This window comes from Flagellimonas maritima, assembly GCF_003269425.1.
Lineage (GTDB): Bacteria > Bacteroidota > Bacteroidia > Flavobacteriales > Flavobacteriaceae > Flagellimonas > Flagellimonas maritima.
The window spans coordinates 3,194,037-3,220,621 of sequence record NZ_CP030104.1; the positions used below are offsets into that span (position 1 = coordinate 3,194,037).

At 37.5% G+C, this 26,585-nt stretch carries 23 protein-coding genes; 12 read left to right on the forward strand and 11 right to left on the reverse strand.

From position 1 onward, the window contains the following. Positions 1-25: 25 nt before the first annotated feature. Positions 26-883 (reverse strand): toprim domain-containing protein, encoded by an 858-nt coding sequence (locus HME9304_RS14155; RefSeq protein ID WP_112379204.1) that lies wholly within the window; start codon positions 881-883, stop codon positions 26-28. Then, on the reverse strand, positions 880-1,167 hold the full coding sequence (locus HME9304_RS14160) for a helix-turn-helix transcriptional regulator (RefSeq protein WP_112379205.1): 288 nt from the start codon (positions 1,165-1,167) through the stop codon (positions 880-882). Before HME9304_RS14160 ends, HME9304_RS14155 begins: the two co-directional genes overlap by 4 nt. 667 nt (positions 1,168-1,834) lie before the next feature. Between HME9304_RS14160 and HME9304_RS14165 the strand changes: the two genes are divergently transcribed. Continuing rightward, positions 1,835-4,132: an ABC transporter permease gene (locus tag HME9304_RS14165; RefSeq protein ID WP_112379206.1), complete on the forward strand. Its 2,298-nt coding sequence runs from the start codon at positions 1,835-1,837 to the stop codon at positions 4,130-4,132. A gap of 217 nt (positions 4,133-4,349) precedes the next feature. Here the strand turns inward: HME9304_RS14165 and HME9304_RS14170 are convergent, their stop codons facing one another. Together HME9304_RS14170 and mnmE are read right to left on the reverse strand one after the other, a co-directional pair. After that, positions 4,350-5,489 carry a site-specific integrase gene (locus HME9304_RS14170; protein WP_112379207.1) on the reverse strand — a complete coding sequence of 380 codons (1,140 nt, stop codon included), beginning with the start codon at positions 5,487-5,489 and terminating at the stop codon, positions 4,350-4,352. 241 nt (positions 5,490-5,730) lie between these two features. Further along, complete coding sequence (gene mnmE, locus HME9304_RS14175; protein WP_112379208.1) at positions 5,731-7,101, reverse strand: tRNA uridine-5-carboxymethylaminomethyl(34) synthesis GTPase MnmE; 1,371 nt, start codon at positions 7,099-7,101, stop codon at positions 5,731-5,733. Positions 7,102-7,187: 86 nt separating this feature from the next. On the opposite strand from mnmE, the gene HME9304_RS14180 reads away from it, so the two are divergent. Further along, entirely contained in the window at positions 7,188-7,547 is a 360-nt protein-coding gene (locus tag HME9304_RS14180; RefSeq protein WP_112379209.1) for a DUF4870 domain-containing protein, read from the forward strand. 53 nt (positions 7,548-7,600) lie between these two features. Here the strand turns inward: HME9304_RS14180 and dnaN are convergent, their stop codons facing one another. The 5 genes from dnaN to HME9304_RS14205 all read right to left on the reverse strand — a co-directional run bounded on the left by dnaN (position 7,601) and on the right by HME9304_RS14205 (position 12,465). Next, positions 7,601-8,719, reverse strand: a complete 1,119-nt coding sequence (dnaN, locus tag HME9304_RS14185) for a DNA polymerase III subunit beta (protein ID WP_112379840.1) — start codon at positions 8,717-8,719, stop codon at positions 7,601-7,603. A gap of 121 nt (positions 8,720-8,840) precedes the next feature. Next, the gene (gene gldG / locus HME9304_RS14190) at positions 8,841-10,508 is read right to left on the reverse strand and encodes a gliding motility-associated ABC transporter substrate-binding protein GldG (RefSeq protein ID WP_112379210.1); all 1,668 of its coding nucleotides are present in this window, start codon (positions 10,506-10,508) and stop codon (positions 8,841-8,843) included. Then, positions 10,505-11,236, reverse strand: a complete 732-nt coding sequence (gldF, locus tag HME9304_RS14195; protein ID WP_112379211.1) for a gliding motility-associated ABC transporter permease subunit GldF — start codon at positions 11,234-11,236, stop codon at positions 10,505-10,507. Before gldF ends, gldG begins: the two co-directional genes overlap by 4 nt. A gap of 98 nt (positions 11,237-11,334) precedes the next feature. After that, positions 11,335-11,634 (reverse strand): putative quinol monooxygenase, encoded by a 300-nt coding sequence (locus HME9304_RS14200; protein ID WP_112379212.1) that lies wholly within the window; start codon positions 11,632-11,634, stop codon positions 11,335-11,337. Next, on the reverse strand, positions 11,635-12,465 hold the full coding sequence (locus HME9304_RS14205; RefSeq protein WP_112379213.1) for an SAM hydrolase/SAM-dependent halogenase family protein: 831 nt from the start codon (positions 12,463-12,465) through the stop codon (positions 11,635-11,637). A 123-nt stretch (positions 12,466-12,588) separates the two neighbouring features. On the opposite strand from HME9304_RS14205, the gene HME9304_RS14210 reads away from it, so the two are divergent. The 10 genes from HME9304_RS14210 to acs all read left to right on the forward strand — a co-directional run bounded on the left by HME9304_RS14210 (position 12,589) and on the right by acs (position 23,857). Beyond that, complete coding sequence (locus HME9304_RS14210; protein WP_112379214.1) at positions 12,589-13,542, forward strand: PhoH family protein; 954 nt, start codon at positions 12,589-12,591, stop codon at positions 13,540-13,542. 187 nt (positions 13,543-13,729) lie between these two features. Continuing rightward, positions 13,730-14,686, forward strand: coding sequence for a phosphoribosylaminoimidazolesuccinocarboxamide synthase (locus HME9304_RS14215; protein WP_112379215.1), 957 nt, complete (start codon positions 13,730-13,732; stop codon positions 14,684-14,686). 139 nt (positions 14,687-14,825) lie between these two features. After that, positions 14,826-15,239, forward strand: a complete 414-nt coding sequence (locus HME9304_RS14220) for a transposase-like zinc-binding domain-containing protein (protein ID WP_112379216.1) — start codon at positions 14,826-14,828, stop codon at positions 15,237-15,239. Positions 15,240-15,337: 98 nt separating this feature from the next. Beyond that, the gene (locus tag HME9304_RS14225; RefSeq protein WP_112379217.1) at positions 15,338-16,567 is read left to right on the forward strand and encodes a hypothetical protein; all 1,230 of its coding nucleotides are present in this window, start codon (positions 15,338-15,340) and stop codon (positions 16,565-16,567) included. 15 nt (positions 16,568-16,582) lie between these two features. Further along, positions 16,583-16,846: a DUF4212 domain-containing protein gene (locus tag HME9304_RS14230; protein ID WP_112379218.1), complete on the forward strand. Its 264-nt coding sequence runs from the start codon at positions 16,583-16,585 to the stop codon at positions 16,844-16,846. A 20-nt stretch (positions 16,847-16,866) separates the two neighbouring features. Beyond that, a complete protein-coding gene (locus HME9304_RS14235; RefSeq protein ID WP_112379219.1) occupies positions 16,867-18,582 on the forward strand; it encodes a sodium:solute symporter family protein in 1,716 nt (571 codons plus the stop codon). Between the two features lie 81 nt (positions 18,583-18,663). Continuing rightward, positions 18,664-18,864, forward strand: a complete 201-nt coding sequence (locus HME9304_RS14240; RefSeq protein WP_239023294.1) for a hypothetical protein — start codon at positions 18,664-18,666, stop codon at positions 18,862-18,864. Then, on the forward strand, positions 18,857-21,544 hold the full coding sequence (locus HME9304_RS14245) for an ATP-binding protein (protein ID WP_112379221.1): 2,688 nt from the start codon (positions 18,857-18,859) through the stop codon (positions 21,542-21,544). Before HME9304_RS14240 ends, HME9304_RS14245 begins: the two co-directional genes overlap by 8 nt. Before the next feature lie 2 nt (positions 21,545-21,546). After that, entirely contained in the window at positions 21,547-21,909 is a 363-nt protein-coding gene (locus HME9304_RS14250; protein ID WP_112379841.1) for a response regulator transcription factor, read from the forward strand. Between the two features lie 40 nt (positions 21,910-21,949). Then, positions 21,950-23,857 (forward strand): acetate--CoA ligase, encoded by a 1,908-nt coding sequence (gene acs, locus HME9304_RS14255; RefSeq protein WP_112379222.1) that lies wholly within the window; start codon positions 21,950-21,952, stop codon positions 23,855-23,857. A gap of 6 nt (positions 23,858-23,863) precedes the next feature. Here acs and HME9304_RS14260 read toward each other — a convergent pair whose 3' ends face one another. Next, positions 23,864-24,541, reverse strand: coding sequence for a 3'-5' exonuclease (locus HME9304_RS14260; RefSeq protein ID WP_112379223.1), 678 nt, complete (start codon positions 24,539-24,541; stop codon positions 23,864-23,866). After that, a complete protein-coding gene (locus tag HME9304_RS14265) occupies positions 24,541-26,460 on the reverse strand; it encodes a DUF294 nucleotidyltransferase-like domain-containing protein (RefSeq protein WP_112379224.1) in 1,920 nt (639 codons plus the stop codon). The genes HME9304_RS14260 and HME9304_RS14265 overlap by 1 nt, the downstream gene beginning before the upstream one ends. Between the last annotated feature and the right edge of the window lie 125 nt (positions 26,461-26,585).

The following is a 26,585-nucleotide window of genomic DNA, read 5'->3' on the forward strand; positions in this document are numbered from 1 at the left end:
TTCTTACTCAGACGTATTTTTACAGCTACGTTCCGTATCCTCCATTCGTCCCTATCCACATCTCATTAATATCTTTGTAATCTTTATATAAATAAGATTTATCGATGCATCCTTTATGGTTTTGCATCAACCAATTTGTCGCTTCTTTTCCTGCTTTATCATTGTCTAGATACAGTTTCACATCCTTGAACATTTCTATGTGTTTCATGGCCTTTTTAAGAAAGGACAGCGAGTTTAAAATGAGAAAGGACATGTTGTCGTGGCAGAAGTTGGTGACCGTTAAAAAATCGAACATTCCTTCCGTTACCACTAGCTGCATACATCCGTTTGAAAAATAGGTAATGTCCTTTGGGGAGGAAGAACTCTTGTAGTATATGTTTCGAAGTTCCCAACCGCCCGAATCGTTTTGTAGGCCAATGGCGAAATAGTGGTTTCCTTTTCGGGAGTAATGGACTTCCTTACAGTATTTATTTGCGGTTTCTAGGGTTATGTTTCGTTTCTTCAAGTAAACTTTCAGTCCGTAGTGCCAAATAGGATTGGCACTTTTTATAATCAATTTATTGTTGGATGGCGGAATAAACGGTTGCGGGTGAAAAGAAAGAGAGGGCGGTACGTCCGACAAGAAGTCGAGCGCGTCTCGAAGACGGCAGTCGTAAAACCGGATGACCAGATCGAGAACGTTTCCCCCAAAACCAGCACCGTGGTCAAACCATAGGTTCTTGATTTTAGACACCTTGAAAGAGGCATGGGTTTCCGGCCGAAATGGACTTAGGAACCAAGCTTCTTTCTCCGTCTCCCTTTTCGGAAAGTGTCCGGCTTTGGCCATCGTTTTTACGATGCAAACGGCACGGACTTTTTCCCAGCATATCGGCTCCTTTTTCATCTGCGCTTATTTTTAAAGGTGTAGTTCAGGGCTTCCGTTTCGATTTCCGAGATTGATTTTCGACTGTTCTGTAAAAGCCACGTATTGAGTTTGGCCTTTTCAAAGAATATCAGTTTACCGTTGGGTTTTGAGTGTGGGATATTTCCAGATGCTGTCAATTTGTACAGATAGCTTCTCGATATTCCGGTATAGTCACAGGTTTCTTCAAAGGTGAGTACTTCCTTATGGGCTGTTAAAAGCCGTTCTAAACGATCAAGTCGTTCAAGGATTAAAAAATTGTCCATTGGTTTCCTTTTTAGGGTTACGAAATGAACAAAAGCGCTTTTGTTTTCTTTTAAATAATTCTTGGGATAAAGGTAAAATAAAGGAAAGGGGGAAGCTAGATTTTTTGATTTAAGTTATCCACAAAAAACTGATATACAATGACTTATGTTAAATGAATTCAAATGAAATCATATATAATTTGGAAATTTAGATTTGGTTTCAAATGGCTTCAAATGCTATCATTTGATTTTTGGCAAAAATCAAAGAATTTTGAGTTATCAACAATTTGAGATAGCTAAATACGAAAATGTTAGTTTAAAAAAGGGTCGATTATATTGTTTTAGGAGCAGGCCATTACATAGTTGCTATTTGAAGAATGTTAACATGCATATGAAGGATGCTGTTCTATTATATTAAAGGTTTGCTTCTTGAGACCAAAGAAATAAAGAAATTTTCTTTCTAGTCAATACCGATTAATATATCGACTTAATAGCAGGAGTCAAAATCTTTGAATAAACTTCACGAAATGAGCAAAACTCATTGCTGTGAAGTTAGCTCGAGATTAATTTTATTCCTTGATATATGTTACTATAAAGGGATTTGTTATTTTTAATAAAGAAGTATATAATTAATGTGAGTTATGCTACAAGCATTAATTATAGGATATTTTAAATTATTGAACATTCTATGATACGTCATAATCTTAAACTTATAATCAGGAATTTGTGGGCAAATAAAATATATACTTCTATTATTCTATTGAGCCTAGTAGTGGCTTTTGTATGTTGCAATATCCTCATATCATTTCTCGTTTATGAAACAAATACGGATAAATTTCATTCCAAGCAAGATAGGATATTCCAAGTATTCAGTAATGATCCATTTGGCGAAAGTGGCCGCATTCCCTATATACCCAAGTTTCTTTATGGCTATTTAACCAACAATTATCCAGAAATTGCCGATGTAAGTCAGATTGGAAATTTAGATAAAGCTTCAATTGAGGTTGAAAAAACCATTTTTAAAGATTTAAATATTTTGTTGGCCGATGAGTCATTCTTTTCAGTTTTTGATTTCCCTATTGGTCAAGGAAATAAAAGTGGGGGATTGTCACCTGGTAATATTGTACTCACACAAGAAAAGGCTGCTATTTTATTTGGGGATTCGGAAGCGGTCGGTAAGTCTGTTTCTTTAATTACTCCCGATACTATCCAGCAAATGACCGTTTCGGCTATTGCAAAAAAGTCGAACTCGAATAGTCATTTATCTTTTGATGCCTTAGTGCATCATTCCAATTTTGAAAATAGATGGAATGGCGGACCCAGCTATGCTTTAATGACGAGCAATAGTTCTACGGAAGCCTTGCAAAGCAAGATCAAGGCAGATAGTATACGACCAGGATTACTTGGCCCTGGCAAAATGGACTACTTCTTTGAGCCCTTAAGTAATTCTTATTTCACCGCTGAAAATAAAATGAAATACATGAAAACAAGAAACCCTACCTTTTTGAAGGTCGGGTATATAGTTTGCGGCTTGATTCTCTTTATTGCAAGCTTTAATTTCATAAATCTATTCTTGCTTTTTTGGCAGGATAGAAGAAAGGAAATGGGTATTAAAAAAACTCTTGGAATTACTCAAAAAGGATTGTTCTACTTCTCAATAGCAGAAGCAGGATTTTACATTATTACTAGTTTTTTATTATCGCTTATTATAACACTTCTAACAATTCCTGTATTCAATTCTGTTTTTGAGGCGAACCTATCACCAGAGTATTTGTTGAATATAGAGGTTGCTTCACATATAGCTTTAGTCATTCTTTTCTCGGCCGCCTTGATAGTAACATTTTCCGTATCCAAACAATGGAGGATGAAACCTGTCAATTTAATGAAAAACGAATCCTCCAAGGTTACCTTTAGTGGATTTCTCTTCACTTTCCAGTTCATTATTTCAATTACACTAACAATATGCTCCATCTCGATTATTGAACAAATGAACTATATTGAGAATGCTCCGCTCGGTTTCAACCGAAATATTATTCAACTTGATACCCCCGACCCGAAATACTCGAAAGTTCTTCCTGTCCTCAAACAGAAAATTGGTCAGTTGCCAAATGTTAAAGGTGTAACCGTTAGTGGTGGAAACCCGATATCCGGAAATCGAATTGTGCGATATGAACTTGAAAATGAAAAGTATTATACACCCTTTTTATTTGGGGGTGATAAAGATTTCATTGAAACGCTTAATTTAAATTTAATCGAAGGTAGTTTGCCTTCGGCAGTACATAACGGTAAACTTGTCAATCAAAAACTGATCCGTCAGTTTGACCTAAGTGATCCAATTGGAAAAAAAGTGCCCGGTACTGAGGATTTAATTGTTGGTGTTGTGGAAGATTTTACATGTGGTTCTTTTAAAGAGGAGATTCCGCCAGTTATAATAGCTTACTATGAGGATGGACCTTCATTACTCATTGATTACCAAGGCACTAACTTAGGATTACTTCTTCCGGAAATTGAAACAAAATGGAAAGAACTATTTCCAGATTATTTCTTTTCTTACAAAATTCTTGAAGAAGAACTCATGAAGAAGTATAAAGAGGACACATTTTTCTATAATATCATTGTGACTTTTGCAATTATAAGTATGATATTGGCAAGTTTCGGCTTGTTTGCTTTGTCATGGGCAGTTACTCAAAGTAGATCTAAAGAAATGGGAATTCGAAAAGTACTAGGAGCCTCGACAGGAGATATTGTGAACTTGTTGACTTACGCGTTTAGCAAACGTATACTCCTAGCTTTCATAATAGCAATCCCCATGGGCTATTATTTGATGCATCAATGGCTTACACGTTTCGCAAACAGGATTGATCTCAGCATATGGATTTTTATTCTATCGGGCCTTATTGTAATTTTAATTTCTGTGTTGACTTTAAGTATGCAAACAATAAAAGCGACAAGAAAAAATCCAATCGAGGAAATAAGCACTGAGTAGAAATTGTTGTATCAACTAAAGGGCTTCGATTTTTTATTTTGTAACAATTTACGGTAAACAGTGCATTTTCTTCACGAATTCAAATAAAACGGCCATCTTGCAAGACTTATAGAAGTAGTATAACACATATTTATCTCAGTCTCATTTTCCTCTTTTTTAATAGTTTAACAAAGTAACCTTTTATAAAATTCCATTAGACCCAAATTGGCTGGCTGCTTTAAACTGCAATGTTCATTTCTAATTCTGGGATCATGTTTGCCGCTGCTTTCATTTTTTCATCAATTATCTTGGTATAGATTTCTGTGGTTCGAATTTCCCGATGTCCTAATCTTTTGGACACCGTATAAATATCCGCTCCATTTTCTAACAGCAATACGGCGTTGGTATGCCTGGCACTATGGAAAGTAATATGTTTGGTTATTCCCGCCCGCATGCACCAAGAAAGGATTTGAGCGTTGAAATGCGCACCATATTTAAGGCCTTTAAACACCTTGTCACTAGGGTTTTTTCGATAACCGAGTAATTTTCTTGCCTGTCCTGAAATATAGAGGTATTCCAATCCATCGGTTTTCTTCTGCCGGAAAATGACTCGTGCGCCTTGGTCTTCGTCCCTGACCTCAGACCATTTCAATTTGGCGATGTCGCTCCATCGTAATCCAGTAAGGCAACTAAAGATAAAGGCACTTTTTAAAACAGGATATTTACAATGTGCATGGGACAACGCCTGTAATTCAGAATGGGTAAGATATTCCCGTACCGATTCCGCTTGCTCGAAACTTTTTACTGACTTAACAACATCCTGCAGGATAAAACTTTCGTTATAGGCCTCACGAAGTGCAGCCCTGAATTTATTGAAATAGGTGTATTTTGAATTCTGGGATAGGGGAGTACCTCCTTTGGTCATAGCTTTGGTATCCAAATATTTCTTGAAGTCTTTTACGAAATCGGAATCTATATCTTTCAATTGCACATGCTCTGGGCAGTATCTTTCGATATGTTTTAGAGCGGCATCCCAATTGCCATAGTTGGCATTGCTTTCATAGCGCTCTTCTTTCATCTGGCGAAAGAAATCCAAAAAAGTGATTTGCCCTTTCTTTTCATTCCGCATGTTATATTTCCCCTTAATGAAATCTGACTGACGAATGGTAAGAATACTTTCTGCCAATTTCAATGCCTCTTTGTTCTTTCGTTGTTGTTCTGCATTTTGAGGTTTGTTATAGACGTATAGTTTCAAATATTCAAAACTCCTGACGTGCTTTTTCGTACCATTTTTGTCCTTTCGGCTTCCACCATAGTATTCGAGGTACAAACTGGACTTTCCACTTTTAAGTTTTTTCCGCTTTAGACTTATAATCATAACCTTAATTTTTAGATGAGTACACCTCGAAAAAAATCTCAAAGACAACAATTACAGTACCTGAGGTGAAATTGGTACACCTTTGGTACACCTTTTTGTTAAAATTGGGTTCGAGGTGTACTGGAGGTGTACTAAAAGTATGAAAATGGGTAGAAAAAGGAAAATAAACGAGGATAAAAATTTTTGTAACTATCTGATTTGCAATCAAATGAAACCAAATGAGACCAAATAAAACCAGCAGTTACTTCCCGATGCAAAAATTTGAGAATATATTTCCCAACAAATCGTCCGTAGTAACACTACCAGTAATCTCTCCCAAATGAAAAAGAGCCTGTCGAATATCGATGGCCATCAAATCACTGGCCAATCCTATTTCCATTCCTTCTTTTACTTTTTGTATTTCCTCAAGAGCTTTCAATAGAGCGTCATAATGTCTGCTATTGGAAATAATCGTACTATCACCCGTTAAAGAACCTGAATCCACTAAGGAAAGTAATTTATTTTCTAAATCATCTATGCCAACCCGATTTTTAGCCGAGAGAAAAATTGCATTTGGAAATTCTTTTTCCAAAGAATCCAGCTGCGAATTTGTTAGCATATCGATTTTATTACAAATTGGTAAGATTTCCTTTTTTGGGTAGTTTGTTTCTATTCGTTTCAGTTCAGACCGGTCAAAATCAATAGTATCAAAAAGAAAAATAATAAGTCTTGCCGTCTCAATTTTACCGAAAGTTCGTTTGATTCCTATTTGCTCAACTACATCTTCTGTTTCTCGAATCCCTGCAGTATCGATAAACCTAAAATTTATTCCATTAAGGGTAATTTGGTCTTCAACCGTATCTCTGGTGGTACCTGCAATATCGCTCACTATGGCCCTTTCTTCATTCAATAGAACATTTAGCAGGGTTGACTTACCAACATTTGGCTGTCCAACAATGGCCACAGGAATACCATTCTTAATAACATTACCAAGGGTGAAGGAGTCGATAAGTTTTTTTAGGACTTCACTGATACGGTTTAACAATGCATTAAATTGGCTACGATTTGCAAATTCAACATCCTCTTGGGAAAAATCCAATTCCAGCTCAATAAGCGAAGCGAAATTCAGTAGTTCTTCACGTAATTTTTGAATTTCATTGCTAAAACCACCCCGCATTTGTTGCATGGCTATTTCGTGGGCGGCTTCACTATTGCTGGCTATTAAATCTGCTACAGCTTCTGCCTGACTTAGGTCCATTTTTCCGTTTAGGAAAGCCCGTAGCGTAAATTCACCCGCGGAGGCGGTCCTACAGCCCTTTCTCAAAAACAGTTGAATAATTTGTTGTTGAATGTATGGCGAACCATGGCAGGAAATTTCAATGACGTCTTCTCCAGTATAAGAGTGCGGCCCTCTAAATAAAGAAATCAGTACCTTATCCAAAATTCTGCCATTTTCGGTAATGTGTCCCAAATGGATGCTGTGGCTCTTCTGATCAGATAATTTTTTATTTTTAATGGACTTAAAGACCGTATCCGAAATACTTATGGAACTAGGTCCTGAAACCCGAATAACCGCTATTGCCCCTGTTCCTGAAGGTGTTGCTAAAGCTATGATCGTTTCTGTATTGGACATATCCGCAAAAGTACAAATTAGCGAATCGTTGTAACATTTTCTTGAATATATATACTGATATAATACATCATTAAAATCAATCAAAAATGGAAATTATTAATCAAAATGTAGTTAGAAAGGATAATACATTGTTATCCATCACACACCTTACACAATTATTGCACTATGTTACTGGATTTGGGGGTTTTATTGTACCTCTGATTATCTGGTTGACATCAAGAAAAACTGTTGAAGGAATGGACGAGCATGGAAAATCCGTTATTAACCTTCAATTGAGCTTATTATTATACATTATTATAAGTATTCCTGCGATTTTATTATTGGGACTTGGAATTCTAGGCTTGATAGGAGTTGCCATCCTTGGTTTTGTACTTCCTATAATCAACGCGGTACGCGCTGCAAACGGGGAATCGCCATCAAACTTTATGACCATTCCTTTTGTGTAAAAAAAAGCTAGAGCAATTGCTCTAGCTTTTCAAGTATTTAGGTTGGAATATAGTTAATTATTTAGCATGACGGGCATCACCAACATTGTAACATGTTCCCCTTCGTCAAGTCCATCGGTCGGTGTCAATATTCCTGCTCTGTTCGGTAGGCTCATCTCCAAAGAAACTTCGTCTGAAGTCAAATTGTTTAGCATTTCTACGAGAAACCTGGAATTGAATCCAATTTGCATGTCGTCTCCTTGGTAAGAGCAAGAAAGTCGCTCTTCTGCCTTATTGCTATAATCGACATCTTCTGCTGAAATATTTAATTCAGCTCCCGCAATTTTTAAGCGAATTTGGTGCGTGGTCTTATTTGAGAAAATAGAAACTCTACGCACAGAACTCAAAAATTGATTTCTTGAGATGGACAATCTATTAGGATTTTCTTTTGGAATGACAGCTTCGTAGTTGGGATATTTTCCATCAATAAGCCTGCAGATCAATTCTGAGTCATCAAAAATGAACTTTGCATTACTATCATTGTACTCGATGGTAACTTCCGTTTCAGAGCCCGAGAGAATACCCTTTAAAAGGTTCAATGGTTTCTTTGGCATAATAAATTCTGCCACCTCGGAGGCACTTACATCATTTCGCTGATATTTCACCAATTTATGTGCATCAGTAGCAACAAAAGTCAAATTTTCTGTTGAAAACTGAAAAAAAACACCGCTCATTACAGGGCGCAAGTCATCGTTTCCAGCGGCAAAGATCGTTTTGTTGATTGCTGTTGCCAAAATATCTCCAAGCAGGGTAGTGGAGCTAGGATTGGAAACTTCTATAGCCTTCGGAAATTCAGCGCCATCTGCATAGGCAAGGGCATATTTACCATGATTGGAACTGATTTCCACGGTATTGTTGTCCTCTACAACAAAGGTCAGAGGTTGTTCCGGGAACGTTTTCAACGTATCCAACAAGAGTCTTGCCGGTACCGCAATTGTACCTTCGGCATCAGAATCAACATCCAAAACGGAACTCATTGTTGTTTCCAAATCTGAAGCGGAAACCGTCAGCTTATTTTGTTTTAAATCGAATAAAAAATTATCTAAAATGGGCAAGGTATTGCTGTTATTGATTACACCTCCCAAAACCTGTAATTGTTTTAATAAATATGTACTGGATACAATAAACTTCATTGAAGAAATTCTTTTTAAATTGATTGCCCTTTTGACCATTTTTTCTTGGACAGGGCCATTAAAATCGATAAAAGCAAATATATCTTAAAACGCTTTAGAAAAGAAACAAATTTATCAACACCTAAGCGGCAAATTTTCTTTTTCTATGGAAGTTGAAAAATATACCTAAAACCAATGTCAATAATACAGGAACCCCTATATTTAAAAGCTGCCATTTTGTTTTATGCTCGATAATTTTTTCAGTATCTAGCAATGGAATGGAAACTTTCTTATTTCGAATGTTTATAAGTCCGTTGTCATCCAAAAGGTAATTAATACAGTTTACCAAAAATTCCTTATTGCCATATGAGCTATTGGTCCATTTATCATATCCCAATTCCAAAGGACGACCATTTCTTATCTGATTTTTAATTACGTCACCATCAGAGATAATGATCATTTTATTATTAGGGCCTTCTTCTAAAGTATTCTTAAGTTTTATAGGTTTTACCCTATTCTTAAACGTGGAACTGAATTTACCTTCAATCAATACGGCAAGGGGTTGATTACCATTAGTGTACAATTCTCTATTGGGCGGATTGTTCAAAACGTCAAGTCCTATTTGTTTGGGAGTGCCCTCTGTCTTTGATAATGGAGAGCTACGCAATAAAATGGTTTTCTCGTAATCATTTTCAAGAATATCCATAGCGTTCGTAAACTGGTAACGGACTGCTTCAATATTCGTATTTATAGGATGGTCGTTTCTTGAAAACACCATAGGATTGTAGTACCATGGCACAGGATTGTACTGTGAATCATTACCTTCACCGGATGCCAATACTATCTGAGTAAAATATAGATCGTTTATTAAAACGGGATTGATTCGAACACCATATTTAAAGAAGAAATCACTAAGGTTTAATTCACGGGGCAATGCCAAGGCACTACCCCCGTTCTTGAAAATACTGTCCAGTTCTATCGCAACTTGATCAATCAACCAGATAGACTTGCCCCCGTTTGTTATGTACTGATCTAAAACGTATTTCTCTTCATCTGAAAATGCTTCTGTAGGTTTAGCTACAAGAGTTAGGTCAAAACCTTTTAATTGCTCTAAAACCTTTTGTGGATTGGTAGCGACCGAGTCCAAAGTAATTGCTCCGATATTATAGTAATCTTTGATTGTGGTCAAGTAATCCGCTAAAAACTTATCTTCCAGTTCGCCATTTCCCTTAATTACAGCCACACGCCTTTTCTCTTTGATATTAAGCTTGGTGAAGGCGTCTGCAAAAACATATTCCAACTGCTGTACCGAATTATTTACTCTATCTTCAATAGACGATCCCAACTTATTCTTGAGCAATGGGACCTTTACGGTCTGATTTTTATAATTGACCATTGCCCAAGGAAATACCATTTCTTGGGTAACTTTTCCGTTTTCTTCAACCGTAATATTTGCAGGAGTAAGTCCGATACGTTGCAAATCTGCAATGGTCTGTTGATTTTGTGATTGATTTTCCAAGGGATCGACCAAATTGTACTCGATATTTTTATTCTTAGCAGCAAAGGATTTTATCAACTGAAGAGTCTCGATTTTTAGTTTTGAAAACTCAGCAGGAATATTACCTTCTAAAAGAATATCGATAACTACGGGAGCATCAAATTTTTCTGCCACTTCAATGGCCGGTTGTGACAAAGTGAAACGTTTATCCTCTGTAAGGTCGAAACGAGCGGACAAAAAGCTACCAATTATATTTAAAAGAACTACAATCGCAAGTGCTTTAAAAACCGAAATCAAAAAAGCTGCCCTCATCTTGGTAATTGTTTAAGTCTAACAAACGTGAGATATAAAAAAAACAGACTTATCGAAATAAAATAAATCAAGTCGCTAGTATACAAAATACCCCTTGCAATACTGTCAAAATGTGTTCTCGCCCCAATATTTTGAATGAACCGTTGGGTTTCTCCATCTTTTGATACTGATGCCATAGCATCAAATCCATTATAAATTAAAAAACAGATTAGCACTCCTATTATAAATGATACAATTTGATTGTCCGATAACGTAGAAGAAAAAAGACCAATAGTTGTATATGATGCAATCAGGAACAAAAGGCCAAAATATGACCCCAAAACAACACCTAAATCATAATTTCCTTCTATTATACCTAAATCGGAAATTGAAAAAACATAGATTATTGTGGGTATAATGGCGATTACACATAAAATAAAAGCACCCCAGAATTTGCCCAAAACCAATTTCCACAATGATATAGGTTTAATAAGCAATAATTCCAATGTGCCTACTTTTCGCTCTTCGGAAAAGCTCTTCATCGTAATTGCAGGAACCAAGAAAATGAAAATCCACGGAGCCAATAAAAAGAAATTGCCAAGGTCTGCAAAACCATACTCAAAAATATTATAATCACCTTTAAAAACCCATAAAAAAAGTCCATTAAGGAGCAAAAAAAGTCCAACGATCAAGTACCCTATCGGCGAAGTGAAGAAGGATTGTACTTCTCGCTTAAATATTGCGAACATAATATTCAGTTGTAAGTAAGCAGAAATTAATATTCAGTAGGGTATGATTACACGTTTTACAATTTCTTCTTTTCCACTTAAGCATGACAAGTCTTTTTCTAACTACTAATTTTTTGAACCCTCTCAACGCTCCATGCTTCAGGTTTTTCAGAAAACAGTTTTTTTGTATCCCCCCAAACATTTTTAAAAAAATCCGAAACCCTGTAATTGTTCAAATCAGATTCAGTAGCCCAATGACTATAAGTGAAAAATATATTTGGATTATTGATGTCCTGATATGATTCTAACAAGGTACAGCCATTGAACTGCAAAATAATTGGTTTTGATTCTTCAAAAATCTGCTTAAAACTAGCAATATTTTCGGGTTTAAAAGTCAATTTTACAATGCGAATCAACATTTACAGAAAATTTATGGTTACGATATCCCTATAATTTAACCCTAGTAAGGTTGAAGCGCCACCAACGGTGTTCAAATCACTTTTATAGATGGCGAGTTCAATATACCCAACAGAATTGAAAAGAGCCAAAGCATCACCTGGTCCTTTGCGCTGCGCTTTATCCAAATCAAAATTGATGATGTCGTTATAACTTTCCTGAATGGTTTTCAACTTATTGGTTCTGGCTATTACTTCAAAATCCCTTCCGTTTCGGTATGCTTCAAAAAGACTTTTTTGAATATTGGTGATTACATTACCATAATTATCAACGTATATCACATTGCCCGTAATCGTTTTGCCATTATTTAGTATCCTAGGCTCAAATTGCCTTAATTCTTTAAGTGCATCGAAAGGTTTTCCTATAACTTCCAATTTTCCACCCCTTGCAATATGACAGGCAGCCTGTACAAAAACATTTAAAACAGGAAAAGAGCCGGAGTTTATATTCGGAATGTTCAATTCTACAACTTTCTCTGGTTTTATTTCTGAAGTAATCAAAGAAATTACACCATTGTTGGCACTAACAAAATAATGACCGTCCACTTGAACCACTATGTGCTGATTCTCTGGAGACAATTCAGAGTCAACACCAACAATATGAACGGTTCCAGAAGGAAATGATCGATATGCGTTCTTGAGGATATATGCGCACTCTTGAATATTGAACGGACTGATGGCATGGGATATATCAACAACACTGATTCCTGGCAGATTATTTAAAATAGTACCTTTAATGGCACCTACAAAGTGGTCTTTATACCCAAAATCTGTAGTTAATGTTATGATTGCCATGCAATACTGTTGATATGTTTTTGTCTGTTCAAATTGATTTTTGGTTAAGTTTGCGAAGTAAAATTAACTAAAAAGAAACAATAAAGTCTCTTCAAAAATAACCTTATAAACAGCCCACTCTTTTTGAACGAATTAATATTAGAACTTACGGAAATCAGCCCCCGAGAATTTTTTGGTCAGCGAAATGAGAACATTGAACTACTTAAAAAATATTTCCCCAAACTAAAAATTGTTGCGAGAGGGAGCAAAATAAAAGTATACGGGGACGAAGAACTCTTAGAGGAGTTTGACAAACGCTTTGATATGCTCACTTCCCATTTTGCCAAATATAATAAGTTGGATGAGAATTCCATTGAGCGCTTGCTTACCAGTGACGGTAAAGAAGATCATGCCTCATCAAAAAGCAGCGGAGATGTTTTGGTACATGGAGTCAGTGGTAAGCTTATAAAAGCACAAACAGTTAATCAGCGTAGGCTTGTGGATGCCTGTAAAAAAGACGATATGGTCTTTGCCATTGGCCCTGCCGGAACCGGAAAAACATATACAGGTGTGGCGTTGGCGGTAAAAGCTTTAAAGGAAAAACAGGTACGCCGTATCATTTTAACCAGGCCAGCGGTAGAAGCTGGCGAAAATCTTGGTTTTCTTCCAGGGGATCTAAAAGAAAAGCTAGACCCTTACATGCAGCCTTTATACGATGCATTGCGCGATATGATAGCACCGGAACGTTTGGACAAGTATATTGAAGATGGTACAATTCAAATAGCACCTATGGCATTTATGCGCGGTAGAACCTTGGATAATGCTTTTGTTATTTTGGATGAAGCGCAGAACACGACCCATGCGCAAATGAAAATGTTCCTAACACGTATGGGAAAGAATGCCAAGTTTCTTTTAACAGGGGATCCAGGACAGATAGATTTGCCAAGACGGGTAATTTCAGGATTGAAAGAAGCGCTTTTGATTTTACAGAACGTTGAGGGAATCAGTATGATTTATTTGGATGACAAAGATGTGATTCGCCATAAACTCGTCAAAAAAGTCATAGACGCATATAAGAATATTGAACACCATAACTAGTTGTAAAATATGAAGTTAGAATTACGAGGTCAGAAGTAAGAAATATGAAGCTTGTCTACACCGTATTCTTCGTATAATCTAATCTGAACTAGATTTAATGAAATGCATGCTTATTAAGTCCTTCGTGAAAATTCGTGAGATTTATGTCGTTTTAAAACCGCTTAAAAGTCTTTTATAAAACTATAACATGAAAAGTACCTTGATGGATACCAATTTTCAATTTCCAGGGCAAAAATCTGTCTACAAGGGAAAAGTTCGTGAAGTATATACTTTGGAGAATAATATTCTCGTGATGGTAGCAACAGATCGTTTATCCGCTTTCGATGTGGTAATGCCAAGAGGTATTCCTTACAAGGGACAAATCCTCAATCAAATTGCTACAAAAATGATGGCAGCTACCGAAGATATTGTTCCCAATTGGTTATTGGCAACCCCTGACCCAAACGTAGCGGTCGGAAAAGCATGTGAGCCCTTTAAGGTTGAAATGGTCATAAGGGGGTATCTTTCTGGCCATGCTGCTCGTGAATACAAGGCAGGGAAAAGAGTACTTTGTGGGGAGCCTATGCCAGATGGAATGAAGGAAAATGATAAGTTTCCCGATCCCATAATCACTCCAGCAACCAAGGCCGAAAAAGGAGATCATGATGAAGATATTTCCAAAACGGAAATATTGGATAGGGTAATAGTCTCCGCATCGGATTACGAAGTACTGGAAACATATACAAAAACCTTATTTCAAAGAGGAACTGAAATTGCAGCTGAACGCGGGTTGATTCTTGTGGATACCAAATACGAATTTGGAAAAACCAAGGATGGCGAGATTGTCCTGATTGATGAGATTCATACTCCAGATTCTTCACGTTACTTTTATGCTGAAGGATATTCAGAAAGACAATCGAGGGGAGAGGCCCAAAAACAGCTTTCCAAGGAATTTGTACGCCAGTGGCTTATTTCAAACGGTTTTCAAGGATTGAAAGGACAAAAACTCCCTAAAATGGAAGATTCTTACATAGAGTCTGTTTCAGAGCGCTACATAGAATTATATGAAAGTATTACTGGCGAAACCTTTGTGAAGGCCAATCTAGCTAATATAGAAGAACGTATACTGGCGAATGTCACGGAATATCTAAAAACCATCAATTAACACCTCTTATTTTAAGATTTTAACGTAGTTGTTGTCTACTTGGCATCAAAAATTTCGTTTAACTACATGATCTTAAAAGTTTAACATTCCATATATACGTGCTAAATTAGTATATTTATGCTAATTAAGTATAGCTATTATGGATGCATGTCCTAATTGTCAGTCAGATACGTTCATTAAGGCTGGAATAATCAAGAATAGACAACGTTACAAATGCAAATCATGTGGCTATTTTTTTACAACAGGTAAGTTAGGCAAACGAATTGATGATTACTACGTCAACAAGGCTTTACAGTTGTACTTGGAGGGACTCACTTATAGGGAGATAGAACGCATTTTAGGGGTTTCACACGTGTCTATAATGAACTGGGTCCGTAAATATAACATTAAGCGGCCATATAACACGGCATATCATCCAACGTATAGGATTTTGAATCATTCAGAACTTCGGGATTACTTTCAAAAGACGTCTAATATAAAAGGAGCTGGCGTTCTGGTTACGGAGCTAGGTGATAAGTTTATGCTCATTAAGTGGGAGCGTTTCAGGGAATAACTATACTAAGTTACCAAAAAAGTATATTAATTTTTATTTCACACTTTATTTTTAGGATGTTCGTAGTGCATGCAACAAATCACTAATAACAACTAAAAATGAAAAAAATAGTCTTTGGACTGGCAATCAGTTTGCTGGTTATACAGGTAATTCATTCTCAGGGTAGTACAGAGTATAGTGGTGGGTATAAGGTGAAGTTAAACGAAGATGGTTCTAAATACTTCAGGATTATCGCTTGGGGCCAGTTTTGGGCACAATACAACGACAATGTTGCTGATGACGCGAGCAAGTTCAACCTAAGTGTACGTAGGGCGAGACTCTTGACCTATACGCAGTTGAACAAAAAGTTTTTGATATTGACACATTTCGGTTTAAACTCTTTAAATGGAAATAATCAAAGTGCAATAGGTACTGGGTCCAATTCGCAATTGTTCTTTCATGATTTCTGGGGAGAATGGTCTTACGATGACAAACATCAAATTGGTGCAGGGCTTCATTATTGGAACGGTATTTCACGATTGAACAGCGCAAGTACACTCAATTTTATGACATTGGACAATAACCGACAGTCATGGGCAGTACTTGGTCTTTCAGATCAGTTCGCAAGACACATAGGTGTATATATGAAGGGAAAATTCGGCAAATTGTTTTACAATCTTTCTTTGGATGAGGCCGGTACTAACAATCTTCAGGCAGATATAGTACCAACACCCGATGGCGCAGCAATTTATGGAGGCAGAAGATTACTAGGTTCCAGAGATGCTGGAAAATTGGTTCAAGGTTATTTCGCCTACAACTTTTTAGATCAGGAATCGAATTTTTTACCCTATAAAGTTGGATCTTATTTAGGCAGTAAGGAAGTGTTCAATATCGGTGCTGGTTTTTTGGTACATCCGAACGGTTCGGTAGTTGCTAATACAGCTGGTGATTTATCAGGAGAAGATGTTTCGATTTTTGCGGTCGACGTTTTTTATGATGCTCCTTTGGGAGCTGACGGTAGTGCCATTACAGCATATGCAGTATATCAAAACAATGACTACGGAAGGGACTTTACGTTAGGAACTACATACGACTCGGGCAATATGTTGTATGCCCATGTTGGATATTTACTTGCAGGGGAAACCGACAAGACCAGATTTCAACCCTATGTTTCTTTCCAAAATAGAAATGTCGACGCCATGGATGATTCCGCAAATCGACTTGGAATAGGAGGGAATATTTACTTCACTGGACACCACTCCAAACTTTCTTTTGAGTATTCCAATTTTAAATATGGCGACAATGATAGCACCGGAGTGTTCACGGTGCAAGCAATGATTTATTTATAAAAACCACAACTAATTATGTCAGAGAAACAAAAAAAGGCAACTGCCTATTGGAAAGAAAATCTAAGGTATCTGTTGATACTTTTGACCATATGGTTCGCGGTATCCTATGGAGCTGGAATCATTTTCAAAGATGTATTGAACAATATCAAGATCGGAGGATTTAAGCTCGGGTTTTGGTTTGCCCAACAGGGTTCCATTTATGTATTCGTTATACTCATTTTTGTTTACGTGAGGTTAATGAACAAACTGGATAAAAAATACGGTTACGACGTCGATTAACTAACTAAAAAAAATATCACATGAATGATGTTCAAATTTGGACCTATGCGTTGGTTATACTAACCTTTGGTCTCTACATAGGAATCGCAATATGGTCCAGAGCGGGATCTACCAAAGAATTTTACATAGCAGGAGGAGGGGTCTCCCCACTGGCGAATGCCATGGCTACAGCGGCAGATTGGATGTCAGCCGCTTCCTTTATTTCCATGGCCGGAATCATTGCATTTGCAGGCTATGATGGATCGGTATATTTAATGGGATGGACCGGGGGCTATGTGTTATTGGCACTTTTATTGGCACCATACCTACGGAAATTTGGAAAATTTACGGTTCCAGATTTTATTGGTGACCGCTATTATTCGAATTCTGCCAGAATGGTGGCCGTATTTTGCGCCTTGTTGGTTTCCTTTACTTACGTTGCAGGTCAAATGCGAGGCGTAGGTGTTGTTTTTTCGAGATTTTTGGAAGTTGATATCAATACAGGAGTTATTATTGGGATGGTAATTGTGCTGTTCTATGCAGTTTTGGGTGGTATGAAAGGTATTACCTATACCCAGGTTGCCCAATACTGTGTATTGATTTTTGCCTTTATGGTTCCTGCAATTTTTATTTCGATACAGATGACGGGCAATCCTATTCCACAATTGGGAATGGGAGGTACTGTGAATGATGGTTCAGGAATGTATTTACTGGATAAACTGAATGGCTTGTCAACCGAACTTGGATTTTCCGAATATACATCTGGTTCTAAAAGTTTGATAGATGTTTTCGCCATTACTTTGGCATTAATGGTGGGAACAGCTGGACTCCCCCATGTAATAGTCCGATTTTTCACCGTGAAAAGAGTGAAAGATGCACGTAAATCCGCTGGATTGGCACTTCTTTTGATTGCCATACTTTATACAACAGCACCGGCAGTTGCTGTTTTTGCAAGAACGAATATGATTGAGACCGTTAGCAACGAAGAATACTCCGCAATGCCTGAATGGTTCAAGAATTGGGAAGGCACTGGTCTGCTTGCTTTCGATGACAAGAATAAGGATGGAAAAATCCAATATGTTGCGGATAAGGCAAAGAATGAGTTGACAGTTGATAGGGATATCATGGTATTGGCAAATCCTGAAATTGCAAATTTACCAGCGTGGGTGATCGCTTTGGTAGCCGCTGGTGGCTTGGCGGCAGCACTTTCCACTGCTGCTGGTCTTCTACTGGTAATCTCGTCATCGGTGTCCCACGATTTGGTCAAGAAGATCTTCGTTCCCAACATATCCGAAAAAGGAGAACTATGGGCAGCCAGGGGTGCCGCTACCGTTGCTGTCGTTATTGCTGGTTATTTTGGAATCAATCCACCTGGTTTCGTTGCAGCCGTGGTTGCGTTGGCATTTGGTCTGGCGGCCGCTTCATTTTTTCCAGCCATTGTGCTAGGTATTTTCTACAAAAAAATGAACAAGGAAGGTGCAGTAGCGGGAATGGTGGTCGGTATTTTGCTCATGCTGTTCTATATGTTAAAATTTAAATTTGGAATTTTTGATGGAGGTAAAGCTGCGGTAGAAGGTTTAAAAGCGTCCTGGTGGTTCGGTATTTCGCCTGAAGGCTTTGGTACCATTGCCATGCTGGTCAATTTTACGGTTTCTTTGGTGGTAAATAAATTTACTAACGCACCGCCAGAACAAGTACAGGAAATCGTTGAGAACATAAGAATCCCTAGTGGTGCAGGTGATGCTTCATCACATTGATAATAATTAGTTGGTTGTAAAAAACGGTTTGGTACTTCACCACGCCGTTTTTTTTATAATTTTAAAAGAATATCGCTTTCTATGAAGATGAAAAAAAGGCATCAACAGAAACTTGTTGTACTTTCCATATTGATTTTCTTTTTATGGAATGTTCCGTTTATTACCATTTTTGATGTGGATTATCAGATTATGGGATTTCCGGCTTTTTACATTTTCATTTTCGTAAGTTGGTTTATAGCGGTTATCGTATCCTATATTATTCTAAGAAAGTACTATGAGTAATTATGGTTTGATATTGGTCATCATATGCTACTTAGGCTTACTTTTTGGACTGGCTTATTTCGCCGAAAGAAACAGAAACAGCAGATGGATAAATAATCCATACATCTATGTACTGTCCTTGGCCGTTTATTGCACGGCGTGGACATACTATGGCAGTGTGGGCATTGCTTCCAAATCCGGAATCAGTTTTTTGACCATTTATTTGGGACCCGTGATTGCCTTACCGCTTTGGATTGTGTTGATGCGAAAGGTAATACGTATATCGAAGCAGCATAAAATTTCCAGTATAGCGGATTTCATCTCCATGCGTTACGGCAACAATAGACCTTTAGGGGCCTTAGTGACCATTACCTGCCTTTTGGCAATTATACCCTATATCGCTTTACAGATAAAAGCGATTTCAGAAACTTTTAATATCGTTTCCAGTGCCAATAGCTATATGTCTACAGGTATTTTGGACGACTCCACTTTTTATATCGCCTTGTTGATTGCAATTTTCGTGGCGTTTTTTGGCACACTCTCCACCGATGCATCCAAGGGAAAGAAGGGAATTATGGCAACGGTGGCTTTGGAATCCATTTTGAAATTGGTTTTTTTTCTAATTGTAGGGATCTACGTTACCTTCTATTTATTCGACGGAACCACGGATTTATATCAAAAGGCAGCCCAATCTGAAAATTTTAAACAGTTGTCCTCTTTCGGGGGACTGGAAAATGGGTTTAATTGGTTGTTTACCATATGCCTATCTTTTTTTGCTATTTTCTTGTTGCCCAGACAATTTCACGTTGCCGTGGTAGAAAATCAAAAAGAAAAACATTTAAAAAAGGCTATTTGGCTTTTTCCTTTATATCTGCTGTTGTTCAATGTATTTGTAATTTTCATCGCTTGGGCAGGAATATTAAAATTACCGGATACATTAAATCCTGATTACTATTCACTATTGCTGCCTTTGCAAGAAGGAAATATTTTTCTTTCCATGTTGGTTTTTATTGGAGGTTTTTCAGCTGTTATTTCGATGATTGTGGTTTCTACACTTGCTTTGTCCACTATGGTGAGTAATAATGTCATTATTCCTTACGGCTTTATAAAAAAGTTGGTGGAAGGCAATCCAGAAGAAAATGCAAAACGCATTAAGAACATTAGAAGGATTGCCATCTTTATATTAATAATTTCCGCATATTTCTTTTACATAAAGTTTTCCACCCAGCTATCACTTTACTCGATAGGGTTGATTTCTTTTGTAGTGATCGCACAATTGGCACCTTCGTTTTTTTTGGGACTTTTTTGGAGAAGAGGAACGGCTAAAGCGGCCAAAATAGGAATAGTCGTAGGACTTTTAGTGGTATGCTACACGCTTATTTTTCCGATAGTTGCAAATGCAATCTCACCAAATATTAGTTTTTTGAACGAAGGTTTTTTCGGCTACGGCTGGCTTAGACCAACCCAACTGTTTGGCTTGGAATACTTAACCCCAGAGAGCAATACTTTTTTATGGAGCCTTACATTCAATACACTTGGCTTCGCGATTTTTTCCTTATTGGCCAAAGGTAATTACAGAGAACGGAACTATGCCGAAATGTTCGTGAACAATGCCAATTACGAAAACTTACAAGAAGAAGCTTTTATATGGAAGGGTGAAGCGTACGTGGCAGATATAAAAAAACTATTATATCGATTTCTTGGTATACAGAGAACAGACCGTGCGCTCAATATTTTCAACAGAAAATATAATATTCCCGAACAACAGGAGAAAGCTGATGCCAGACTCATCAATTTTTCAGAAAAACTATTGACAGGAAGTATTGGTAGTGCTTCGGCTAAAATTTTACTGGCATCGGTGTCTAAGGAAAAGCCGATCAGCTTGGTTGAAGTAATCAAGATTTTAGAGGAAAGCAAAGAAACAAAAGAGAGTAACAAGCTGCTCACGGAAAAGTCACAAGAACTCTCCATCATGACCGAACAATTACAGATGGCCAATGAGGAGCTTCGTTCTTTGGATAAGCTTAAGGATGAGTTTTTGGATACTGTGGCGCATGAATTAAAAACCCCTATTACATCAATAAAAGCTGCCTCAGAAGTATTGGAAGATGATGAAATGCCTTCAGAACTGCGAAAACAATTCTTGGAAAATATCGGTAGGGATACAGAGCGTTTGGCAATCTTGATCCATAATATTCTCGATTTAGAAAAATTATCAGGTAAGCGGGCGGAACTTGATATCAAAAGACGGGAAATCAATAGAACAATTGCCAAGGCCATTAAGGGAATTGAGCAGATTGCTTCCAAAAACCGTGTTCAGATTAAATTCGAGGAAGGAAACAATTCTCAAGGACTTTATGATGAGGATAGAATATTGCAGGTATTGACCAATTTGCTTTCCAACGCCTTGAAATTTGTGAAATATGGAAAGGGGATAATTCGCATTGCAACACAAGACAATGAAAAGGAAGTAACCATAGTAGTGGAAGATAATGGTAAGGGAATTCCAAAGGAAGAACTAAAATATATATTCGATAAGTTTTACCAATCACAAAACCAAAACATCAAAAAACCACAAGGCAGTGGTTTTGGGTTGGCTATCTGTAAAAAGATTGTGGAAAGCCATGGTGGTAGTATTTGGGCGGACAAGAACTTTAAGAAGGGAGCAAGATTAGTGTTTACAATACCTAAAGCAAGATGAGTATAAAGAAAATATTAATTGTTGACGATGAACCAAATATTGTAATGTCGTTGGAGTATGCTTTTAAAAAAAGAGCATTTGAGGTTTTTGTGGCCAGGGATGGAACAGAGGCCTTGGAAATTTCCGAAAAACAGTTGCCAGATGTAATTCTTTTGGATATCATGATGCCGCAAATGGATGGTTACGAAACCTTAAAAAAGTTAAGAGCCAATAAATACCTGGAAAAGACGAAGGTTATCTTCCTTTCCGCGAAAAGCAAAATGGCAGATGTTGAAAAAGGACTTGAAATGGGAGCTGACAGTTATATGACCAAACCTTTTTCCATTAAAAAAGTCGTAGCCGATGTAGAAAAATTAATAATGTAAAAAAGTAAAGCTTAAATAAACATAACTAAAACAACAAATCATGAGCAACTACCATATTAAAAACTTTGAAGAGTACTATCAAGTCTATCGTAAATCGGTCAGAAATCCAGAAAATTTTTGGGAAGAAGTTGCCGAAGAACATTTTGTATGGCGAAAAAAATGGGACAGCGTTCTGGAATGGGATTTCTCCAAACCTGAAATCAAATGGTTTCAAGGCGCTAAGTTGAACATTACCGAAAACTGTCTTGACCGCCATTTACCGGTTAGGGGAGATAAAACGGCAATACTTTTCGAGCCGAATGACCCAAAAGAAGAGGCCCAACACATTACCTACAAACAATTGCATGAAAAGGTATGTAGGTTTGCCAATGTATTGAAAGATAATGGTATCGAAAAAGGGGATAGGGTGGTGATATACTTACCGATGATTCCAGAATTGGCCGTTTCACTTTTGGCCTGCGCGCGCATTGGAGCAATACACTCGGTGGTTTTTGCTGGATTTTCATCAACTGCCCTGGCTACCCGAATCAATGATTGTAAAGCAAAGATGGTAGTAACGTCTGATGGCTCATACCGTGGTGCAAAGACCATTGACCTTAAAGGAATTGTAGATGAAGCTTTGGAAAAATGCCCTGGCGTGGAAACCGTTTTGGTTGCAAAGCGAACAAAATCAAAGATAACCATGAAGGAAGGTAGAGATCAATGGTTACAACCTTTATTGGATAAAGCATACGCTGATTACACAGCAGATATTATGGATGCCGAAGATCCGCTCTTCATTCTTTACACATCCGGTTCCACGGGTAAGCCAAAAGGAATGATGCATACTATAGGTGGTTACATGGTCTATACGGCCTACACCTTTAAAAATGTATTCCAATATCGTGAAGAGGATGTGTACTGGTGTACGGCTGATATTGGCTGGATTACAGGACATTCTTATATCGTTTACGGCCCTTTGGCGAACGGGGCAACTACGGTAATGTTTGAAGGAGTACCGTCCTATCCTGATTTTGGTCGCTTTTGGGACGTTGTTCAAAAACATAAAATCAACCAATTTTATACGGCACCAACAGCGATAAGGGCATTGGCCAAAGAAAATCTGGATTTTGTTACCGAATACGACCTTTCTTGCTTGAAAGTTTTGGGTACCGTAGGCGAGCCCATCAACGAAGAAGCTTGGCACTGGTACAATGATCATGTAGGCGAAAAAAAATGCCCAATCGTAGATACTTGGTGGCAGACAGAAACCGGTGGAATCCTAATTTCCCCAATTCCATTTTCGACACCTACCAAACCAACATATGCAACCTTACCAATGCCAGGGATACAACCTGCTTTGATGGATGAAAATGGAAAGGAAATCAAGGGGAACCAAGTTGACGGACGTTTATGCATAAAGTTTCCTTGGCCTTCTATTGCTAGGACTATTTGGGGTGATCATCAGCGTTACAAGGATACCTATTTTAGTGCTTTTAAAGGTATGTATTTTACGGGTGACGGCGCTTTACGGGATGAGGTCGGTTACTACAGAATTACGGGTAGGGTAGATGATGTGATTATTGTTTCAGGACACAATTTGGGTACTGCCCCAATCGAAGATGCGATTAATGAGCACCCAGCTGTTGCAGAATCCGCAATTGTGGGATTCCCTCATGATGTTAAGGGAAATGCACTCTATGGTTATGTAATTTTAAAGGAAACCGGCCAATCGCGTGACAGGGATAATCTAAAGAAAGAAATCAATCAAGTGATTACCGAGCATATTGGTCCTATAGCGAAGTTGGATAAAATTCAGTTTGTACCTGGACTTCCAAAAACCCGTAGCGGTAAGATTATGCGCCGTATTTTACGAAAGATTGCATCTAAGGACACCGGAAATTTAGGGGATACATCAACACTGCTGAATCCAGAAGTAGTGGATATAATTATGCGAGAGAGTTTATAGACGATATCAAAGACTATATTTAGAAGGATGCTGTTTTTTAATAAGCTCCTTGAGATTGTTTGGCTTTAATTTATCGACAATAGCAAGAAAGGCAATGGAAGTAATCAATGCATCACCCAATGCAGTGTGTCTATCTTTTTTTGAGATACTGAATTTTTCGGCCAAATCGTCCAAAGTGTATTGCTCTTTTCGCTGAAGTAGGGTGGTAGTCAAGAGTGTCTTCTTGTAGAGTAAAGCAGTGTCCAGAGTTTTGTTCTTAAGTTTGGGCAGACCATTTCGTTTTAAGGCTTCATTGACCATGTTTACATCGAACATGACATGATGCCCCACCAAAGCGTGATTTTTTATATACCCAAGAAATAGTTCCAAGGCTTGCAATTCAGAGATTTGTGCTTTTTTATCTTTCTTAAGAATACCATGAATCTCAGCACTTTCAGCATCATAGTGTGTTTGTGAAATATAAATTTCCAAACTTTCTTTTACCGATATTTTATTATTTTTCAACTTTAGGGCTCCAATACAAAGTATTCGGTCCCTTTTATAATCCAAACCAGTGGTTTCGGTATCAAAAACTACAAATTGGTTCGCTTCAATAGTATCGGGCAACTTATTTTTGAAATAGTCGTAATAATTTGACCAAAACACGGGTAACTTTAATTTGCTTTTCTTTTTGAAGAATCCCATCACCCCAAAATATTCTTTACCTGAAACCGTAATTGCAGCAATTCCTGTATTTCCTTGATTGTTTTAAAAGTTCTTTTCAATTTTATTTTTTCCTCTTTATTTAATTTATCCAAAGCAATAAATCTTCCCGAGTCGTTATGTAATAGTCCTTGGATAGTCCTAAATTTCAATAAAGCTTTGCTCGCATAAGAACAGGAGAGGTAAAATTCTTTGTTTTGGGGTTCTAGTTCTGCAAGTTTTTCATAGCGTTCTGATGTGTTGTTTATAGATTTTATGGAATGCGACAGGATTAAGACCCTTGCAGCATCTATCATGGGCATTAGCGCCCTAAGTTTTAAATCGAAGAAATCTTTGTGCGCTCCATCTTGTTCTACCAAAAAACTTCTAAAAAAACCTGTTGGAGAGGGATTTTGCAATGCTCCGCTTGCCAAATGTGTTAAAAACAAGGGATGCTTTTTTATTTGTTGAAATATATGGGCCGATAATTTCGTAACAAGGGACTTATCGCCATACGTCACATTATAGTCAAAAAAGATTGAGGAGAGGAGCACCTCGTCAGGGCCCGGGTTACCGATCCAGTAGGAAGTTACATCTTTCCATTCGCTAAGACTATGGCACCACAATGGATTTGAGGCCATCATTTCTGCTGGACAATATTCGTAACCTATGGTATTCAATTCTTTTGTAATAAGGCTCCCCAATTTTAAAAAATAAGCTTGTGTTTCTTTTGATTTATTTTTAGGAACATCTTCAAATAGTATGGCATTGTCCTGATCGGTGGTCAATAATTGTTCACCTCTTCCTTGGCTGCCCATCGCTAACCAAGCAAAATTGACAGGGGGTTGTTTTTCCATCTTTTTAACTACCACGTATATCAATTGTTTTATAATGGCGTCATTTAGTTCAGAGATAATTTTAGAAACCAATCGTATAGGGATATTCTGGTCTAGATAACCTCTAAGCAAGTTCATCATGGCACGCCTTACAGACTTTAATTTTTGAGTGTCCTTACATCTTTTTATGGCCCTCATCATTACTGCAGGATTATTTCCCACTGCAAGCATGACATCATGCTTGGATAAGATTCCAACAGCTGGAGTTTCAGGTGTGCCATCTTCTGTTAGGCACAAATGACTTATGTTGCTTTTCATCATGGCCATTTGTGCCTGAGTAATGGTCAAGTTTTTTGGATAGGTGATGACAGGTGTTGTCATAACTTTTTTTGCGGTCCCGGTAACGGGAACATTACCGGAAAAAACTTTATTTCTAATATCCTTGTCAGTAATAATCCCTACGGGTAAATTATCTTTTACAACCAAAATACAGCCTACATTGTTAGCTGTCATTTTGTTTGCCAGAGTTTTAATAGTGGTAGTTTCAGAACAGGTGACCAAATTGGTTGAATACCCAACAGGTTGTAAATCCAAAAGTTTATTTTCAGGTGGGTTGCTTGTATCGTTTGGTAGCCCATACAACTTACCACGATGTTTTAAGGAGTATGGGTTACGGGTATTGGAAGCAAAGCTTTCTATCAAAAAATTCCCCACCCGTTGATTTTCAAGAGCCAATGGTTTAAATTCTTTTATAGGGATAGCGTACAAAATGCTTTCTTCATGGGCCTTTGCTTCAAGTTTGTATTTTTCGTTCGCCATTAGTGGGCGTAGACCAAAAATATCGCCCTCATCACAGATATCCATTATAGTTTTGGAATCCTTTTTTGCCAATGCTATTGCACCTTTATGGACGATATAAAAATGATCGTGCGGAACTTCTTTCTCGGTAAATATTATACTATTGTTCTCTTTATATATAATCGAAACCTCGTAAGATAGTTTTTGTAGTTGATTTTCTTCAAGGATATTGAAAGGTGGATAATTCTTCAAGAAATCCGATACCCGTTCTGAAACAGTATTTTTCATATCACAAATTTAATCCAAGTCGAATTAGTTTGGATACTGAAAATGAAAAACAGCTTTTAATTATTTAGATTTTATCTTAGCGATTTTAGATTAAAAAGTGTTGATTTAAGAAACATTCAACTCAA

Excerpts from the sequence above, each read along its gene's own strand:
- HME9304_RS14155 (WP_112379204.1), bottom strand. The coding sequence starts at position 883 with ATGAAAAAGGAGCCGATATGCTGGGAAAAAGTCCGTGCCGTTTGCATC.
- HME9304_RS14160 (WP_112379205.1), bottom strand. The coding sequence starts at position 1,167 with ATGGACAATTTTTTAATCCTTGAACGACTTGATCGTTTAGAACGGCTT.
- HME9304_RS14165 (WP_112379206.1), top strand. The coding sequence starts at position 1,835 with ATGATACGTCATAATCTTAAACTTATAATCAGGAATTTGTGGGCAAAT.
- HME9304_RS14170 (WP_112379207.1), bottom strand. The coding sequence starts at position 5,489 with ATGATTATAAGTCTAAAGCGGAAAAAACTTAAAAGTGGAAAGTCCAGT.
- mnmE (WP_112379208.1), bottom strand. The coding sequence starts at position 7,101 with ATGTCCAATACAGAAACGATCATAGCTTTAGCAACACCTTCAGGAACA.
- HME9304_RS14180 (WP_112379209.1), top strand. The coding sequence starts at position 7,188 with ATGGAAATTATTAATCAAAATGTAGTTAGAAAGGATAATACATTGTTA.
- dnaN (WP_112379840.1), bottom strand. The coding sequence starts at position 8,719 with ATGAAGTTTATTGTATCCAGTACATATTTATTAAAACAATTACAGGTT.
- gldG (WP_112379210.1), bottom strand. The coding sequence starts at position 10,508 with ATGAGGGCAGCTTTTTTGATTTCGGTTTTTAAAGCACTTGCGATTGTA.
- gldF (WP_112379211.1), bottom strand. The coding sequence starts at position 11,236 with ATGTTCGCAATATTTAAGCGAGAAGTACAATCCTTCTTCACTTCGCCG.
- HME9304_RS14200 (WP_112379212.1), bottom strand. The coding sequence starts at position 11,634 with ATGTTGATTCGCATTGTAAAATTGACTTTTAAACCCGAAAATATTGCT.
- HME9304_RS14205 (WP_112379213.1), bottom strand. The coding sequence starts at position 12,465 with ATGGCAATCATAACATTAACTACAGATTTTGGGTATAAAGACCACTTT.
- HME9304_RS14215 (WP_112379215.1), top strand. The coding sequence starts at position 13,730 with ATGAAAAGTACCTTGATGGATACCAATTTTCAATTTCCAGGGCAAAAA.
- HME9304_RS14220 (WP_112379216.1), top strand. The coding sequence starts at position 14,826 with ATGGATGCATGTCCTAATTGTCAGTCAGATACGTTCATTAAGGCTGGA.
- HME9304_RS14225 (WP_112379217.1), top strand. The coding sequence starts at position 15,338 with ATGAAAAAAATAGTCTTTGGACTGGCAATCAGTTTGCTGGTTATACAG.
- HME9304_RS14230 (WP_112379218.1), top strand. The coding sequence starts at position 16,583 with ATGTCAGAGAAACAAAAAAAGGCAACTGCCTATTGGAAAGAAAATCTA.
- HME9304_RS14235 (WP_112379219.1), top strand. The coding sequence starts at position 16,867 with ATGAATGATGTTCAAATTTGGACCTATGCGTTGGTTATACTAACCTTT.
- HME9304_RS14240 (WP_239023294.1), top strand. The coding sequence starts at position 18,664 with ATGAAGATGAAAAAAAGGCATCAACAGAAACTTGTTGTACTTTCCATA.
- HME9304_RS14245 (WP_112379221.1), top strand. The coding sequence starts at position 18,857 with ATGAGTAATTATGGTTTGATATTGGTCATCATATGCTACTTAGGCTTA.
- acs (WP_112379222.1), top strand. The coding sequence starts at position 21,950 with ATGAGCAACTACCATATTAAAAACTTTGAAGAGTACTATCAAGTCTAT.
- HME9304_RS14260 (WP_112379223.1), bottom strand. The coding sequence starts at position 24,541 with ATGGGATTCTTCAAAAAGAAAAGCAAATTAAAGTTACCCGTGTTTTGG.
- HME9304_RS14265 (WP_112379224.1), bottom strand. The coding sequence starts at position 26,460 with ATGAAAAATACTGTTTCAGAACGGGTATCGGATTTCTTGAAGAATTAT.